This window comes from Bacillus salacetis (genome assembly GCF_049177075.1).
GTDB lineage: Bacteria > Bacillota > Bacilli > Bacillales > Bacillaceae_B > Rossellomorea > Rossellomorea salacetis_A.
Genome location: NZ_CP185377.1, coordinates 3,975,042 through 3,992,958, shown reverse-complemented (window position 1 = coordinate 3,992,958; position 17,917 = coordinate 3,975,042). Strand labels below are relative to the sequence as shown.

Genomic DNA, 17,917 nt, shown 5'->3' with positions numbered 1-17,917 from the left:
TTTATAGAAAAAAGGGGGAATAACGTTTTGGTGAAAAAGTCACACAAAAAACGTTTCAAGCAGGTCACGAATACCGCATTAGCCGGTTTAGTGGTAGCGGGTGCTGTACTGCCGGGCAGTTTGCTTCCTGGCAAAGCAAAGGCTTCCACAACTGGTGATAATGTGGTCATCAGTGAAGTATATGGCGGCGGCGGAAACAGCGGCGCAGAGTATAAGAACGATTTTATCGAGCTCTATAATCCTACGAATGCTGCTATCAGTCTTGATGGCTGGTCGGTTCAGTATGCTTCTAAGTCAGGAACCTCATGGTCTCCGACTTCATTGGCAGGAACGATACCAGCAAAAGGATATTACCTAATTCAACAAGCTGCTGGGAACGGGGGAACATTAGACCTTCCTACTCCAGATGCGACAGGAAATACTTCCATGAGTGCTTCTAGTGCTAAAGTCGCATTGGCAAGCAATAAAGATGCAATTACGGATAAGAACGATAGTGATATCGTAGATTTTGTCGGTTACGGTGATGCCAACGAATACGAAGGAAGCGGTGCAACTCCATCTCTTTCTGCTGAAAAAAGTGCCCAGCGGAATGATGTGAATGTTGATACTGACAATAATTCGACGGATTTTTCAGCTATTAGCCCTGTTACACCGAAAAACTCCCGCGATACAGACGGCGGAACAACACCTCCTCCAGCAGACGGAGAGGTAAAAGAAGTTACAATCGACCAAATTCGCGCAAACGATGCTGAAGGAACACCTTCATTAATCGGCAGTCACGTTAAATTCACTGCCACTGTCACTGCAGCTTTTGGTTCAAAAGAATATTATGTACAAGATGCTACTGGGGGCGTGAACCTGTACGATGGTGTAATCGCTGAGGGTACATACAGCATCGGCGACACAATTGAAGTCACAGGTGAAGTCATTTTCTATAATGGGTTAACAGAAATTTCACCTTCTGCCATTACAAAAACAGGTACAGCAGAAGTGCCGGCTCCAAAAGATGCAACCATTGCAGGTCTAAATGACTATGCAACAGCTGAAGCACTTGAAGGTAGCCTTGTGACCATCGTTGGGAAAGCATCTGATGTTCAATCAGGAACTGGCGATCTTAACGTGACTCTTCAAGATGAGAACGGCAAGCTGGTCACAGCGCGTGTCAAGTCAGCAACGAAAATCAATGTGGCTTCCACATTCATACAAGGGAAAACCTATCAGCTGACAGGGGTTGTTGGTCAGTATGATAGTTCATCACCATATGAATCCGGTTATCAAGTGATGCCGCGTTCTGCTGATGATGTAGTGGAAGTACAGCCGTTCACATTGACTCATCAAGCGATCACAGATGTGTACAGTGGAAATGATGTTACTTTTACAGCAATGGCAGAAGGTGCTGAAACCGTAACACTTTACTACCGTGCAACAGGAAGTGAAAATTATAGCGCGATAGTAATGGAGAGTCAAGAGGAAAACATTTACTCTGCTACTCTATCAGCAAGTGAGGTTCCTGCTGCAGGATTCGATTATTATATTGAATCTGTAAAGGGTGAAGAAACGAAACATGTCGGTTCAGCAGCTGAACCAATGACTGTAACTGTTTCTGAAGATACAGAAGGACCGGCTGTCAGCAGGGAAACACCTATGAACCTTTCTATGGTAGAAAACAAACAGCCTGCTATCACCGCGGCAATCGAAGATCCAAGCGGTGTGGATGAATCTTCTATCACTGTAACCGTAGATGGTACTGACGTAACTGGACAAGCGACATTCGCTGGAGGAATTGTTTCCTATACTCCTGCTACAGAATTGGCAGTGGGTCAGCATACAGTTGTCGTAACTGTTCAAGATACAAAAGGCAACTCTTCAGAACATACATGGACGTTTGAAGTGGTAAAAGCATTCGCTGGTGGTAATCATTATCGCGGATCAACTCATAACCACACAAACATTTCTCATGATGGATCCGGTACACCGGAAGAAGCTCTGATTGCAGCAAAGAAATATCAGTATGACTGGTTTGCTTTCTCTGACCACTCCCATGATATCGATCCAGAGTTGATCGACAAAGATACTGTTGATAACAACGGTATGCCTGAGCGTACAGGCGGCAAAGAGTGGCAGGATACAAAAGCCTTGGCTGAACAATATACAAATGACGAATTTGCTGTATTCCCTGCATTTGAAATGACATCCACTACTTGGGGTCACTCAAATGTATTTGGAACAGACAACTTCATCGACCGTAAACAAAACGGTGGAAAGTACCAAAACCTGAATGAGTACTATGCGTGGATCCTTCAATATGATGACATCGCAGCGCAGTTTAACCATCCTGGCTGGCCTGAAGGAGCATTCAATGGTTTCATGCCATATGATGCGGGTGTCGATCAATTATTTACAATGATTGAAGTAGGAAATGGTTCTGGTCATTATTCTTATGACAACCAAGAGGATATTTTCTTCAATGCCCTTGATTTAGGATGGCACGTTGCTCCTACTTATGGGGAAGATAACCATGATGCTACATGGGGAGAAACAAATGTCAGAACAGTAATCGTTTCAAACGATCTTTCTGAACCCTCTCTTTTAAATTCAATGAGAAACCTTCGCCTTTATATGTCCGAGGACCCTAATGCGACTCTTGATTTTAAAGCGAACGGTCTTTATATGGGTGCAACAGTAGAAGGAGAAACTCTTAATTTCGAAATCTCCGGAAACGACCTGGTTGCCGAAGACAGAAGTATGCCTGAATATGACTATCTTGAAGCTGACTATAAGTCAGATGATACCGTTACAAAAGTTGAGCTTTTAACAAACGGACAAGAAGTTGTTGATACACTGACACCAAATACAAAGGAATTCACTTGGACTCCAACGGCTAAAGTATCCGGCCAGCAATGGTTCGTTGTACGTGTGACACAGGCAGATGGAGAGAGAATCTACTCTGCACCAATCTGGTCGCAAGAAGTACCATATGATGTGAAAATCAGCGGTATCGGTGTAGTCGGGGAAACGATCATCAGCGGAACTCCTGTAAAATTGGAAGCTGGTATCACGAATCTGGGGACAGAACAAATCGACTCTTTAGATGTCAAATTCTATTATGATGATGTTACAGAAGCGAATTATATTGGCACAAAAACAATTACAGGTTTAGCTCCAAAAACAGTTCAGACAGCTGCTGTAGAGTGGTCATCTCCTGTAGGCGGAGAGCACAAAATCATTGCGGTATTCGATGCTCCTGGAACAGATGTTGCAGCGGATAACCGTTATGAAAAAACAGTTGTTGTCAAAGAACCTCTTGGTATCACAGTATTAGTGGATGCAAGTCATAACAATGACAACACATCTACAGATCCAGGAAAATATGCAAACAACCTTGGGACATTTAAAACAGACCTTCGCAATGAAGGATATGAAGTGATTGAAAACACGGAGGCATTGACTCCTGAATTACTATCTACTGTGGATGTGCTTGTCATGACTCAGCCGAATGGCAAAGACCTGACTGCCGATGAAAATGCAGCAGTTAGCGCATTTGTTCAAAATGGTGGATCTGCATTTTTCACAGGTAAGAGTAACCACAATAATAAAGACATTGAGATTAATAATGATCTCCTGAAACAAATGGGATCAGAAATTCAGATTAGTAATGATGGGATTTTTGATGTAAGTGAGCATGGGAACTTCTGGAGTAACCCAAGTCAATCGCCTTTTGCGGTACGACTATATCCAGACCCAGTAAACAACTATATCACTGATAAAGTATCATTCGTTGATTACTACAGCGGGGCGTCTCTCTATAAAGTAGGTAACGAACCACTAACAAACAGTGATACGGTAACAGTTCTTGCACATGGTAATGAAACAACATATCAAAACTATGTGAGCGGCGGATACACATACGACAAAGTATCTGACGAGACAGGCGGATCTGCTATTCCAGCTATCGCTTCTGAAACGATTGGCGACGGAAAAATTGTTGTTTCCGGTATGAACATCTTCAATGATAAGCAATTAGATGAAGGATACGAGCCAAAAGGTAACGATGAAATGGCGCTTAACTCCATCAACTGGTTGGCTGACCGTGAAGTTACAGTTGAAAATATTGGCGATGCACGCGATCTTCCAAACGGGACATCCGTAGTCGTTGAAGGAACAGTAACAAGTGATACAGCTACATTCTTCGATGCATTCTACATTGAGGACGAAACAGGCGGTATCTTTGCTTATAAAGAAATTCCGGATGAAAATGCGTTGAAACTTGGAGACAAGGTACGCGTATACGGAAAAATCAAAATGTTTGAAGGCGACCTTGAGCTTGAATTCGGCAGCTTTGAACAAGATGTCATTAAAATCGGTGAAGGCGAGCCAGTGGCACCTGCTGAGATGACAACTAGTGAAGCAGCTCTTGAAGAGAACCAGGGCGAGCTTGTAAAAGTAACAGGTAAAGTGGTAAGCAAATATGACGAAAAGTCATACGTCATCAATGATGGCAGCGGCGATATCCTTGTATTCACTGATGGATATATCGTAGAAAAAACAGGAGCAGTTCCAGCACTTGAAGTTGGTGAAACTCTTGAAGCAATCGGGATAACAAGCACTTTCAGTGACGGAAAGCGTATCCGTGTACGTGATACACGTGAACTTTCTAAAGTAATCACGAAGGAAACAATCTCGATTTCAGAGGCACGTGGAAAAACAGGTGAAACGGTAACAATCGAAGGTACTGTAACTGGAGCGAATGCTTGGGGCAAGAAGTCCTTCTACATGCAGGATTCCACAGGAGGAACATTCGTTTTCCAAAATGAATTCGATGTCCAAATCGGTGATCATATTGTACTGACAGGTACAGCTGCGGAATATAATGCAGAATTCCAAGTCAGCAACCTGACTTTCATTGAGAAAACAGGTGTTGATACAGTGCCGGCAGCACTTGAAGTAACACCGGCCGGAGTAAATGAAGAAACAGAAGGCCAGCTAGTATCAGTGAAGGAAGCAACGATTAAAGAAATCGGAACTCCAGATCAATACAAATCTTTTACATTCTCAATTGAGAAAGGTGAAGAAACAGTTGATGTTCGTGTAGACAATCGAAGTGGACTTTCATCTGATAACTTTGGTTTTGCTGTAGGAGATAAAGTGAATGTAACAGGTATTGCATCCGACTACAACGGAACTTACCAGGTAAAAGTACGTCAAGTTGAAGACGTTGCAGCAGTTGAAGCGACTCCTGAACCTGAGCCGGAACCAGAAGTTGAGCAAGTATCCATTTCTGAAGCGCGAGCTAAAGAACTTGGTGCGGAAGTGAAAATCGAAGGTGTTGTTACATCTACACCAGGAGTATGGGGCTCAAAAGCATTCTACGTACAGGATAACAGCGGCGGAACTTATGTATACCAAGGTTCGAACAGCGACGTGAAGCTTGGAGACCACGTAACGGTTACAGGTATTACAGCTGAGTACAATGGTGAATTCCAGCTATCCAACATTTCAGCAATTGAAATTCTCGGAGACGGGACTTTGCCTGAGTATCAAGTACTGACTCCTGCTGAGATCAATGAAGACGCAGAAGGTGAACTTGTTATGATTCAGGGTGCAACCATCTCTGAATTAACACAAACAAACGACTATGGAACATTTGAATTTACAGCCACAAAAGATGGACAATCTATCGTTGTGCGTGTAGATAACCGTTCAGGCTTGAAATTTGCAGACTTTGCTTTTGCCAATGGAGATAAAGTGGATGTAAGAGGTATTGTTGGTGAATTCAACGGTACTTACCAATTAAAACCTCGCGGAGCAGATGATTTTGCTTCAGCTGGAGATAGTCCTGAAAAAGAAATCGCAACACGTGTAAATGGTGAAAACCGTTATGAAACATCCGCTTTGATTTCTAAAAAAGGTTGGACTGAAGGTGCTGACACAGTAGTATTGGTCCGTGGTGATGCATTCCCGGATGCTCTTGTGGGGACTCCACTGGCGAAGAGATTCGATGCTCCGATTCTTTTAACGAAGTCAGCAGCAATCGATCCTGCTACTATGGCGGAAATTGAACGCCTGGGTGCCAGCAAAGTGATTATCCTTGGTGGAAAGTCAGCAGTTTCAGCAGCAGCAGCTACGACACTGGCAGACAAAGGTATCACTGTTGAGCGTATTGCAGGAGATAATCGCTATGCTACAGCAGCAAAAGTAGGCAAGCAGCTATTTGCTCCTAAGAAAGCATTTGTTGTGGATGGGAAAAACTTCCCCGATGCATTAGCAATCGCTTCTTATGCAGCAGAAAATGGCTATCCAATCTTCCTGACAGAAAACAATAAATTGCCAGAAGAAACCCTTAATGCACTACAAGGAATTCCACAGGTAATTGTTGTCGGCGGAACAGCGGCAGTATCAAATGACGTGTTTACAAAACTGCCGAATAAATTCAAGACTCGAATCAGTGGTGCAAACCGCTATGAAACAGCAGCGAACTTTGTTGAGTATTTCAATATCGAGCCTGCTAAATTAGTAGTGGCTACTGGTGAAGAATTTGCAGATGCCCTTTCCGGTTCTGCATATGCAGCGAAAACGGGAAGCACGATGGTGTTGACCCGCAAAGACAAACTCCCTGCAGAAACAGCAGCCATCATGGAAAATGCGGCAATCCAGTCAACAGAAATCCTTGGCGGTGAAAACGCAATTTCAGCAGCAGTGAAAGCACAGATTGAAGAGTTAGTAAAATAATAGATTCACAAACCCCGCTCTCGTTGAGAGCGGGGTTTTTTTGCTGGTCCCTCGCTCGGGAAATGGGGTACATCAAAAGCTAAAAAAAAGAAAAAGATGTCTCTCGCTCAGGGGGCGGGGTACATCAAAAGCTGAAAAAGAGGAAATGATGTCTCTCGCTCAGGGAGCGGGGTACACCAAAAGCAGAAAAAGAGAAAATGATGTCTCTCGCTCGGGAAGTGGGGTACATCAAAAGCTGAAAAAGACAAAATGATGTCTCTTGCTCGAGGAGCAAGGTACACAAAAAGCAGAAAAAGAGAAAATGATGTCGCCAAAGAGGGTCTATACCGTCATCAAAAGACGAGCGGGATGAAAATGATGTCCTCAAAGAAGGTCTATGCCATCATCAAAAGAGGAGCGGGAGGCAAATGATGCTCCCAAAGAGGGTCTATGCCAGCATCAAAAGAGGAGAGGGTTGAAAATGATGCCGCCAAAGAAGGTCTTTACCAACATCAAAGAAGAGCTGATTGAAAATGATGTCGCCAAAGAGGGTCTATACCGTCATCAAAAGAGGAGCTGATTGAAAATGATGTCGCCAAAGAGGGTCTATGCCCGCATCAAAAGAGGAGCTGATTGAAAATGATGTCGCCAAAGAGAGTCTATGCCCGCATCAAAAGAGGAGCTGATTGAAAATGATGTCGCCAAAGAGAGTCTATGCCCGCATCAAAAGAGGAGCTGATTGAAAATGATGTCCTCAAAGAGGGTCTATACCGTCATCAAAAGACGAGCGGGTAGAAAATGATGCCGCCAAAGAAGGTCTTTACCATCATTAAAAGAGAGTCGGAAAGAAAATAATGCCCTTAAGAGGATCTATTCTTGCATCAAAAGAAGTGAAAATAATGGTCCTTAAAATGATTCCGTCCAGCATCCACTTAAATCCCTGCAGTACCCTCCCCCAACTAAAGCCGCCATTCCCAGCCACCCGAATCCACAGTCTCCAAGACCGGATTTAAAAAGATTAAGAGTTTGTGAAGGAAATAACATGGAATATTATAGGTATTTTTACATATTATTTATGAAATTTGCAGAAATATGTATTATACTAGTAGATGTTGTAGGAATTTTCACGGAAAACTGAATATAGGAGGAGGAATCACAAGGGGTTCTAAAGTGATAAAACGAAAATCTCTTAATCAAGTATTCTTGTAACTGTGCCGAACACACCCGCCTAACGGGAGTTTGGCTGTCCTATTGTCGATTTTAGTTACATAGAAACCGGGTTATAAGATGACGGAAATCCTATTCTTCCACGTATTAGTTTATTAAGAGGTTTTCAAGATGCAAGATTAAAATTAACAAAGGGCGGGATACGAATGAATATGAAAAAACCATTATATGGAGTTTTGTCCACCGCAGCACTTGCAGCTGGAATTTTTGCAATATCACCGGCAGATACAGAAGCTGCGACTGGAAATAACTTTGACCTGACCATTATGCATACCAACGACACACATGCACATCTTGATAATGTGGCACGCCGCATCACGGCGATTAAGGACCTCCGTGCAGAGCGCCAGAATTCCATACTGTTGGATGCGGGCGACGTCTTCTCAGGGACTCTTTACTACAATAAATATAAAGGGCTTGCAGACGTAAAGTTTATGAACATGATCGGATACGATGCGATGATTCCAGGTAATCACGAATTCGACGACGGTCCTGCAGCCTTTGCAAATTTCATTAAACAAGCTGAATTCCCTATTCTAAGCTCAAATATCGATTTCAGTGCTAATGCAGACATCAGTCCATTAGTTCAAAATGAAATCGGGAAGCCAGGGGAAGGCGGAAAAGTTTATCCTGCTTCCATTCTGGAAGTGAACGGGGAAAAAGTGGGTGTCTTCGGTCTGACTACTGAAGAGACAGCCATTCTTTCCAGTCCTGGGGATACAGTCGTATTTGAAGACTATGTGCAAAAAGCTGAAGAAACAGTTGCTATGCTTGAAGCTGAGGGCATCAATAAGATTGTCGCACTGACTCATCTTGGATACAACTATGACGTAACACTCGGTGAAAGTGTCGACGGCATTGACGTTATTGTCGGCGGGCACAGTCATACGAAACTATCAGAAGCGGTCGAGATTGAGAAAGATGATGTAAATGCTGAGCCAACAATTGTGGTGCAGGCGAATGAGTACAGCAACTATCTTGGAGATCTTCAAGTATCATTCGATGAAAATGGGGTTCTTGTTGATGGTTCATGGGATGAAACCTTAATAGATCTTAACGCACAAGATGCCAACAAAAACTATGTAATCGAAGCAGATCCTGAAGCACAGGCAGCACTTGACGAGCTGAAAGGACCAATCGAAGAAATGAAGCAAACAATTGTTGGTTCTTCAGCAACATTCCTGAACGGTGAGCGTAATAGTGTCCGTTTAGGAGAAACCAACTTAGGTAATCTGATTGCTGACTCCATGCTTGAAAAAGCCCAGCAGAATGGCGGAAATGCCACCATTGCGATCCAAAATGCAGGAGGGATCCGTGCGTCAATCGATGCCGGCCCTATATCAATGGAAGAAGTCCTGACTACAATGCCATTTGGAAACACATTGGTTACACTTGATTTAACTGGAGAAGAAATCATTGCTGCCCTTGAAAACGGAGTAAGTGATATTGAGAACATTGCTGGACGTTTCCCGCAAGTTGCAGGAATGAAATTTGCTTATGATGCAGAACTTCCAAAAGGTGAACGTGTTACAAGTGTAAAAGTAAAATCTGATAAAGGTTATGAACCTATTGATCTTGATAAAATGTATACAGTTGCTACTAATGCTTATATAGCTGGCGGCGGTGATGGATATGAGACGTTCGGTAAAGCGAAAGAAGACGGGCGTATGAAGGAGCTGTTCTTTGTTGACTATCAAGTATTCATGGAATACCTTGAAAATCATGCAAATGTAGATCCGAAAATTGAATCCCGTATAGTAGAAGCAGGAACAGAACGTATCCATGGAGAAACCCGCTATGAAACAGCAGTCGAAGTTTCAAAAGCAGGATGGACAAGCGCTGATACTGTTGTGCTTGCCCGCGGAGATGCGTTCCCGGATGCTCTTGCAGGAGCTCCATTGGCTTACAGTCTGGATGCTCCAATGCTGTTAACAGATAAAGAAGTATTGACAGGTTCTGTGAAAGAAGAAATTAAACGTCTTGGCGCGAAAAAAGTCATCATCCTTGGCGGAACAACAGCGGTTGACAATTATGTAAGATATCAGCTTGAAGGAATGGGGCTTGATGTTGAGCGTATCGGCGGCGAAAATCGCTGGGAGACAGCTGCGAATATTTCTGCACGAATGGGCGGTTCCCCTGAAAAGGCTGTGGTCGCTAACGGGAACAACTTCCCTGACGCCCTTGCCGTAGCATCTTATGCTGCACGTAACGGATATCCGATTCTGTTGACAGAGGAAGACAAACTTCCAAGAGAAACAAGCAATGCCCTTAAAGGGGTTGAAGATACTATCGTTGTCGGCGGTCCAAGTGCAGTAAATGCCAAGGTATTTGGCAATCTTCCTTCTGCTGAACGATATGCTGGTGAAAATCGATATGGTACAGCAGCTGTTATTGCGGAAGAACTAATGCCGTCTTACCGCGTCTATGTAGCTACAGGTGCAGATTTTGCAGATGCTCTTGCAGGTTCAGTCCTGGCTGCTAAGCATAATGCCTCCATGGTACTTGTGAAACCAGGTATGCTTCCTGATGAAACAAAAGCTGCCCTCGACGCCCTTAATGCTAATGAATTCAACGTCCTTGGCGGAGAGAACGCGATTAACCAATCAGTTGTAGAGCAGTTAAGTAAGTAGAAAAGATTCATTTCTATACAACAAAAGGTGTCCGGATTCCCGGCACCTTTTCTGTTGTATAGGAACTTATAAAAGTCTCAGGATGTGGATAACAAAGATTGATATCTTCATCCAGCGCCAGCGCCAGCCCCTCGGGTCATAAGCCGATGCGTCAAGAAGGTCAAAAGAGTGACCTTCCCGCCGGCTCGTCTTATGCCTGTTGGGGGCTGATCAAGGCGCTTGCACTTTTGTTCTTGACTCGGCAGGAAAATGAATATCCCCTCCATCCTTGTCACGAGATTGAAAGGAAAACTTAATGGGTATCTGGAATAATTAATCCATTTCCAGCCGGAAAATAGTGTATAATACAGAGACGTGTGAATGATTATATAGAATTAATGTTGGAGGGTTTTTATGTCGTCTATTTTGGTAACTGGAGGCACGGGATATATAGGAAGCCATACTTGTATTGAATTGATTGAAGCAGGCTTCGATATCATTATTTTGGACAACTATGCTAACAGCAATCCGGTAGTGTTGGACAGATTGACAGCCATTACAGGCAAGAGTCCTAAATTTTATGAAGTGGATCTGCTGAATGAAGAAGCGGTCGATCGAGTCTTTTCAGAAAATGATATACAAGCGGTCATTCATTTTGCGGGATTAAAAGCGGTCGGTGAATCGGTTGAAAAACCATTATATTATTATCATAATAATATAACAGGAACTTTGGTGCTTGCTGAGGTCATGAAGAAGCATAACGTGAAAAAGATGGTCTTCAGTTCTTCGGCAACGGTGTACGGTATGCCAAAACAAGTGCCAATTTCAGAGGAGTTTCCTCTTAGTGCAACGAATCCATACGGACAGACAAAATTGATGATCGAACAGATTCTGCAGGATGTTTTTGTATCCGATCCAAGCTGGAGTGTTGCCCTTCTGCGTTATTTCAATCCAATCGGGGCTCATAAGAGCGGAACAATCGGGGAGAATCCAAATGGTATTCCAAACAACTTAATGCCATATATTACTCAAGTGGCTGTAGGGAAGCTGGAAGAGTTGAGTGTGTTCGGGAATGACTATCCAACAGCGGATGGAACTGGGGTAAGGGATTATATCCATGTCGTCGATTTAGCGAAGGGCCACTTGAAAGCCCTGGATAAGGTCCTGACAAATCCAGGTGTGGAAGCATACAACCTTGGAACAGGAAATGGCTACAGCGTACTTCAGATGGTTGAAGCTTTTGAAAAGGCAAGCGGGAAAAAGGTGCCGTACCGCATCAGCGAACGCAGACCTGGTGATATTGCTGAATGCTATGCAGATCCAACTAAAGCAGAAAAAGAACTTGGATGGAAGGCTGAGAAAGGTTTGGAGGAAATGTGTGAAGACTCCTGGAGATGGCAGTCTCAGAATCCGGAAGGGTATTAAGAAATATATCAATCACCAAAAGGCTGAGATTAGATTTTTTAATCTCAGCCTTTTCTTTCTGCCCTGTCAGTTTATAAAAAAATCAGTAGTCTCTGCTCTTCTCCTATGTACTTCTGTCGAAAAAAATCTCTTATAATTGATTGTAATTTAGGCGATAGAGATTATAATCAAGTTTATGGTGTTCTTTTTAAAGAACGAATAGTAAAATTGAGGTGGTAGGGTTGAGAAAGTTTCCACTAATGGCGGGTCTTGCAGCCATCAGCATAATCGCAGGCTGTCTGGTGAATGCTGAAGAGATCTCTCATGATGAAGTTGAAGAAGCTGCAATGCATTCTGAAGGAGCGGAGAAAGCAGTGAAAAATGAGTTGGCTGGTGTTGTGAATTACAAGTACTATCTTGATAAAGGCAGCAGTTCTATTTTAAAAAAGATGAAACAGATGGATATGGTTATTGTTGACCCGGTGGTAATGGATAAGCGGTATATCAAGGAGGCACAGCAGAGCGGGACTATTGTTTACGGATATATCAATGCAATGGAAGCGGATAAGTGGAACAAGAATTTATTCAGGCAGCTGGAAGAAAGTGATTTTTATCATAAAGACGGTAAAAGGGTTTATTTTTCTCAGTGGGATTCCTACTTAACGGATATGACTTCCTCAAAATATCAGGATGTGCTAATTGACGAGATCAAGAGGCAAGTGGCAGATAAAGGGCTTGATGGCGTTTTCCTTGATACTGTTGGAAATATCGATGATCAATTTTCCGATAATCCGGAAACCCTGAAGCGGCAGCAAGAGGCTATGAAAAATTTTATGAAGCGGATCAAGTCGGAGTTTCCTGAGCTTTCAATCGGACAGAATTGGGGATTTGACACCCTGACCGGATACACTTCCCCCTACGTTGATTTCATTATGTGGGAGGACTTTGATGCGCCGTACATCAGGAGCGATAACTGGTCACAGGAAAAGATCCAGGAATTGGTCAAGAACAGAGAGAAATATGGCACCGAGGTTTTTACCATCACTTTTGAAGATGAAGAAAGAAGCAGGAAAATCGCAGAAAAGTACGGCTTTAAAAATTATTATAACCCGGCGGGCTCCTATTATAATAAGTGGTAAGCCGGGATTGCACCCTGTCCAAGCAGTAGAATTTCTGTTTTGACAGGGTTTTTTAGTGGAGATAAACATCAAAAAGACGGCGCCATAACAGCACCGTCTCAAAATTTCTGCTTACTATTATATTATTGGTTAAGCGGAAAAACTTTGGTTCTATTGGCAGGCACCGTCGCCCAGTAAATGGACTGGCCGCCGTAACTTTCAGCGCCGCTCAGGTTTACACCTGTGAGCGGAACAGACACTTTAAGGTTTGAAGTGATGGTGATTTTATCTCCTGGATAATAGATTGCAGTCACACTAGCGTCGTTCAGGTTCATTCGTTCTTGCATCTTTCTTCCAATTTCCTCCTGCGACAGGTTGATGACAGGAAGGTTGACCAGTTCGCTGTACTTCTGCTGCGTTCTGTCAAGCACATCACTCAGCAGGGAGTGGGTGTTGTCATACGCACGCGCATTGGACTGGTGGAACATCAGCGGATTGATGTCGTAGCGGATCATATACCTTAAGTATTGATCGCTTTCCAAATCGATGATTTCGCTGTAAGACAAGTCACGGCCCCAGTAAGATTTATAGCGATAGTTATATTCTGAAGTTTGTTCCTCTGGTGTTGAAGCATTGTAATAGATATTGGTTGCGTAACGCGGAATCATCAGGATGCCAGGCTGATGCGCATTTGGAATTCCGGTGTTTGGCAGGCGGCTTTGTTCGCTTGAGCCCCTGGATGGATCAGACACCACATAACGGACACCTTTATCGTATGCGGCTTTCATGGCAGCAGGGTTGTTCAAGCCTGACACTTCTGGAGTGATTAAGGCCTTTCTGCTGTAATTGGTGAAATTATAATTGGTGGCGAGCCTGTTATTTTTAACGATCTGCCTTACTGTTTCTTCATAAGTGGTTTCTTCCAACAGCATATGATTCCAAGTATGATTAATCCAGCGGAACTCGCCCTGATTAGCGATGATCGCTTCGGTGAGCGAATCTCCTGCAGCTGCGCCTTCCCCATTAAACGGCCATTCGATCATGAAACCATTGAAAAGAGGGTGAGAAGAAAACTGTCTCTGCCAGTTCGTGATGGTATTGAAATCGTTACCTGTCATTCTGTATTCAAGCCCTGTTTCATCACTTAATTTCACTGGATCCCAAAGGTCATCGGGAATCATGATATCATCCGGCTGTATACTTAAGTAGGTTTTTCGCTGTCCTACAAACAAGCCATCTGTCAGCCAGTTTATAATTCCATAGTTTAAGAGCATGGTGTGCATTTGATCCGGGTTATGGTCCATTGTCAAGGCAATGCTTTCCCGGCCGTCCGGATAGTTTTTCAAGACTGCAAGAGTATATCCCTCTGTGGATTTAAGAAGCGGGGTGACACCTTCCTCATGGGCTGCCTGATAAGTCCATGCTCCTTTTATGCCGATTTTGATATCGGGATTAAGGTAGGAGAATGTTTCTGCCCCCTCTTTTGTCAGAACAGCTTCAAGGTCTGAAGATGCACCGTTTGAACTTATAAGTCCATAATTATCGGGATAGCTGCCTGGATAAGTATAAAGCACGGCCTGCCTGACCCCATATTGGGCTTCGTAATTCCATAAGGTTTGCCATTCTTCATACGTAAAGGCACTTTCCCAAACTCCAGGAGAACTTTGATAACCAAGATTTCCGGTTGTCAGCAAGACCCCTTGGAAATTTCCGGTTGAAGAACCGTCGGGAACGAGCAACTGAGGTGTCAGTTCTTCTTTCGATGCAATCAGGGTCTTATAGGGAATCCCGATCCGTTTCAGGGAATCAACAGCTGCTGAGTAGGAAGGTTCTTCTTCAGTCGCGGCTATTAGGAGGATTTCCATCTTCCTTGGGTTCTTGACAGCATTACCTGCCGCTGCAAGCGTATTCTCTGTTCCTGCAAAGTTGGCGGTTTGGGCATTTTCCTTGATGCTTTTTTTCAAGGATTTAATACCGGCAGGAGAATCATCAGTAATTTTATGTTGAAGTGAACTCCAGCCGTCTTTGGTGGAGGAAGCTTTCTCCGGTGACTTCTTGGCGATACTGCTTTCCGGAACACTCACAAAGAAAGCAAAAATAAGTGTGAAGATTAATAAAATAGAAAAAATCTTTTTTGCAGTCATTAATATGATCACCATCCAGATTATTTTGCGGGGGACACCCCTTTTTGAAAAAGGATATAGCAAGAAGCAGCCTATTATTATTTCATCCTTTCATCTCCTCCTGACAGTAAAGGTTAGCGGTAAAGTGATCGTTTCGTTCTTTATTAAAAACAAAAACGTTCCCAATAAAGATTTTACTTCAAGACAACTTCTGTGTAAATGTAAATTTTTCCTTATAATGTAAAAGGCTCTTGTTTATGTTTGAAGAGTTGAAAGACATTTCGACAATTACCCTGCAATATCTGTCGCTATCAAATTCTTTATTAAGAAAAAATTGTTCTATATAATATATTGGTAAATAAGGATGGAAAGAGTAAAGAGTTCTCTTGCTTCATTAATAAACTTTAATATGCGGATCGATCCTTATATCAAAAAAGTTGGAGGTTCATTCATGTCGTCTATTTTAGTAACTGGAGGCACAGGATATATTGGCTGCCATACCTGTATAGAGTTGATTCAGTCTGGTTGGGATGTCATCGTACTTGATAACTTTTCTAACAGTAAGCAAGAAGTTTTAAAAAGAATCATGGCTGTAACAGGCAAAGAGTTGAAGTTTTATAAGGTAGATTTGTTGGATCGTGCTGCCGTGGAAGTTGTATTTGAGGAGAATAATATTGAAGCAGTGATTCACTTTGCTGGCTTAAAGGCAGTGGGGGAATCTGTTGAAAAGCCTTTGCACTATTACCACAATAATATTACTTCGACACTGATTCTTGCTCAAATGATGCAGAAATACAGCGTGAAGAATTTGGTCTTCAGTTCTTCAGCCACGGTTTACGGCATACCTGAGGAAGTGCCGATTATGGAGGATTTCTCTCTCAGTGCGACAAATCCCTATGGCCATTCAAAACTTATGATTGAACAAATTTTGCGGGATGTCTTCACTGCCGATCAAGAATGGAGCATTGCCCTTTTGCGGTACTTTAATCCCATCGGTGCTCATGAGAGTGGTGCTATAGGGGAGGACCCTGATGGAATCCCTAACAACCTTATGCCTTATATTACACAAGTGGCAGTGGGCAAGTTGGAAATCCTTAATGTATTTGGCAATGATTATAATACAGTGGATGGTACAGGGGTAAGGGACTATATCCATGTGGTGGACTTAGCAAAGGGTCACTTAAAAGCCTTACATAAAGTGCTTAAATCAAGGGGAGTGGAAGCCTATAATCTGGGAACAGGCAAAGGTTATAGTGTACTACAGATGGTGGAAGCTTTTGAACAAGTGAGTGGACAAAACGTCCCGTTTCGTATAGTCTCCAGGCGACCTGGTGATATAGCGGAGTGTTATGCTGACCCATCAAAAGCTGAAAGAGAGCTTGGCTGGAAGGCTGGAAGGAGTCTGGAAGAAATGTGTGCGGACTCTTGGAAGTGGCAGTCCAGGAACCCGGAAGGATATAAAGAGGTTCCACAAGCTTCCTGCTCTAAGCCACTGACTCCTACGCCTTAAGAGTCACAGCATATTGAAGAACGCAGGTACGCTATTAAAATAATTTCAAACCCAAGAAGTTGACAGCTTGTCAGTTTTTTGGGTTTTGTTACTTTAGGTTTTTCAACTAAGGAAGTAGATCTTAATAGCAGCCAGTCGCAATAGTAAGAAAAGTTATGAGAATTAAAGGAAATAAAAGGAAGGCAGTAATAAAATGGTAATATAAGGAAGAAATAAAGGTTTTATTATACGTTAGGACATTTTATAATAACTAAAGGTTCTCTATTAAGAACAAATTTAAATTTCACTCCGGTGAAATACTTAGCAGGTGACACATCTTAAGCTACCATTTTAAATAATCTTTGTTGGTATGGAGGTGAATAAAGCCGTTTTCTGCAGCCAGGTTTTCACTCTGCACTTTGTTTTTAAAAGAAACCGTCAGCACTTGAAAGTCATAGTTTTTCCTCAGGTCCTGGAGAATCTTTATTTGTTGGGAGGCCCATTGATTCGATGCAACCATATCAGATTGAAAGGATTCCCACATTATGAAATCGATGTAGGGTGCTGTGTAGTTTTTTAATGTGTCAAAGCCCCAGTTCTGCGCCACCAAAAGACCTGGATACGTTTCTTTGATATACATAATCAGATCGGTTACGCCTTTTTGTTGTTCTTTCAAGATAACAGGATCGGTAGAATGCTCATTATCAATGTCACCGACAGTATCCAAAAACACACCATCCACACTTCCGATATGGATATCGGTTTTCATTTCTTCCTTTAATAAAGACTGATAATGAGGAGAAGTTATATCAGCCAGGTAAGAATCCCATTTGGGGTAATATACTTTTTCACCATTTCTATAGAAATAGTCAGTGTCCTTGATTTTGTCTCTGACACTTGCATTCCAGTTATCAATCTCCAACACATTCAAGTAGCTCAACACAAGGGTCCCATTGCTCTTGATTGACTCAATCTGGCTGGCTGTATAGTGATGTGCTTCAAGAATCACCATATCAAGGCTTTGCATTTCCTTGATGATCCGGGGACTCGGTGCCCCGTAATAAATTTTATAATCAGCGATTTCTTTAGGATTGGTTGATTGATTGGAATATAGATAGAACACAAGAATAATAATGCCGGCAGTGGCTATAGTCATATATTTTAATTCTGTCACCTCACTAAAAAACTACCTTCATTATATCCCATAATTAACTATTTTTTACAAAAAAGATAAAAAGG

At 42.7% G+C, this 17,917-nt stretch carries 8 protein-coding genes; 6 read left to right on the top strand and 2 right to left on the bottom strand.

From position 1 onward, the window contains the following. Positions 1 to 30: 30 nt before the first annotated feature. From ACOJQI_RS20655 to ACOJQI_RS20635, 5 genes are all read left to right on the top strand, one after another. Positions 31 to 6,729 carry a cell wall-binding repeat-containing protein gene (locus tag ACOJQI_RS20655; protein WP_421385528.1) on the top strand — a complete coding sequence of 2,233 codons (6,699 nt, stop codon included), beginning with the start codon at positions 31 to 33 and terminating at the stop codon, positions 6,727 to 6,729. A gap of 376 nt (positions 6,730 to 7,105) precedes the next feature. Further along, positions 7,106 to 7,288 carry a hypothetical protein gene (locus ACOJQI_RS20650; protein ID WP_421381641.1) on the top strand — a complete coding sequence of 61 codons (183 nt, stop codon included), beginning with the start codon at positions 7,106 to 7,108 and terminating at the stop codon, positions 7,286 to 7,288. Positions 7,289 to 8,081: 793 nt separating this feature from the next. Continuing rightward, complete coding sequence (locus tag ACOJQI_RS20645; RefSeq protein WP_421381639.1) at positions 8,082 to 10,565, top strand: cell wall-binding repeat-containing protein; 2,484 nt, start codon at positions 8,082 to 8,084, stop codon at positions 10,563 to 10,565. 393 nt (positions 10,566 to 10,958) lie between these two features. Beyond that, on the top strand, positions 10,959 to 11,969 hold the full coding sequence (galE, locus tag ACOJQI_RS20640) for a UDP-glucose 4-epimerase GalE (protein WP_421381637.1): 1,011 nt from the start codon (positions 10,959 to 10,961) through the stop codon (positions 11,967 to 11,969). A gap of 221 nt (positions 11,970 to 12,190) precedes the next feature. Then, positions 12,191 to 13,087 carry an endo alpha-1,4 polygalactosaminidase gene (locus ACOJQI_RS20635; RefSeq protein ID WP_421381635.1) on the top strand — a complete coding sequence of 299 codons (897 nt, stop codon included), beginning with the start codon at positions 12,191 to 12,193 and terminating at the stop codon, positions 13,085 to 13,087. Between the two features lie 122 nt (positions 13,088 to 13,209). On the opposite strand, the gene ACOJQI_RS20630 is transcribed toward ACOJQI_RS20635, so the two are convergent. Further along, positions 13,210 to 15,210, bottom strand: a complete 2,001-nt coding sequence (locus ACOJQI_RS20630) for a hypothetical protein (protein WP_421381633.1) — start codon at positions 15,208 to 15,210, stop codon at positions 13,210 to 13,212. Between the two features lie 430 nt (positions 15,211 to 15,640). Here ACOJQI_RS20630 and galE (ACOJQI_RS20625) point away from each other — a divergent pair, with 430 nt between their 5' ends. Continuing rightward, positions 15,641 to 16,699, top strand: coding sequence for a UDP-glucose 4-epimerase GalE (gene galE, locus ACOJQI_RS20625; protein ID WP_421381631.1), 1,059 nt, complete (start codon positions 15,641 to 15,643; stop codon positions 16,697 to 16,699). Positions 16,700 to 17,021: 322 nt separating this feature from the next. On the opposite strand, the gene ACOJQI_RS20620 is transcribed toward galE (ACOJQI_RS20625), so the two are convergent. Continuing rightward, a complete protein-coding gene (locus ACOJQI_RS20620) occupies positions 17,022 to 17,834 on the bottom strand; it encodes an endo alpha-1,4 polygalactosaminidase (RefSeq protein ID WP_421381629.1) in 813 nt (270 codons plus the stop codon). Positions 17,835 to 17,917: the final 83 nt, after the last annotated feature.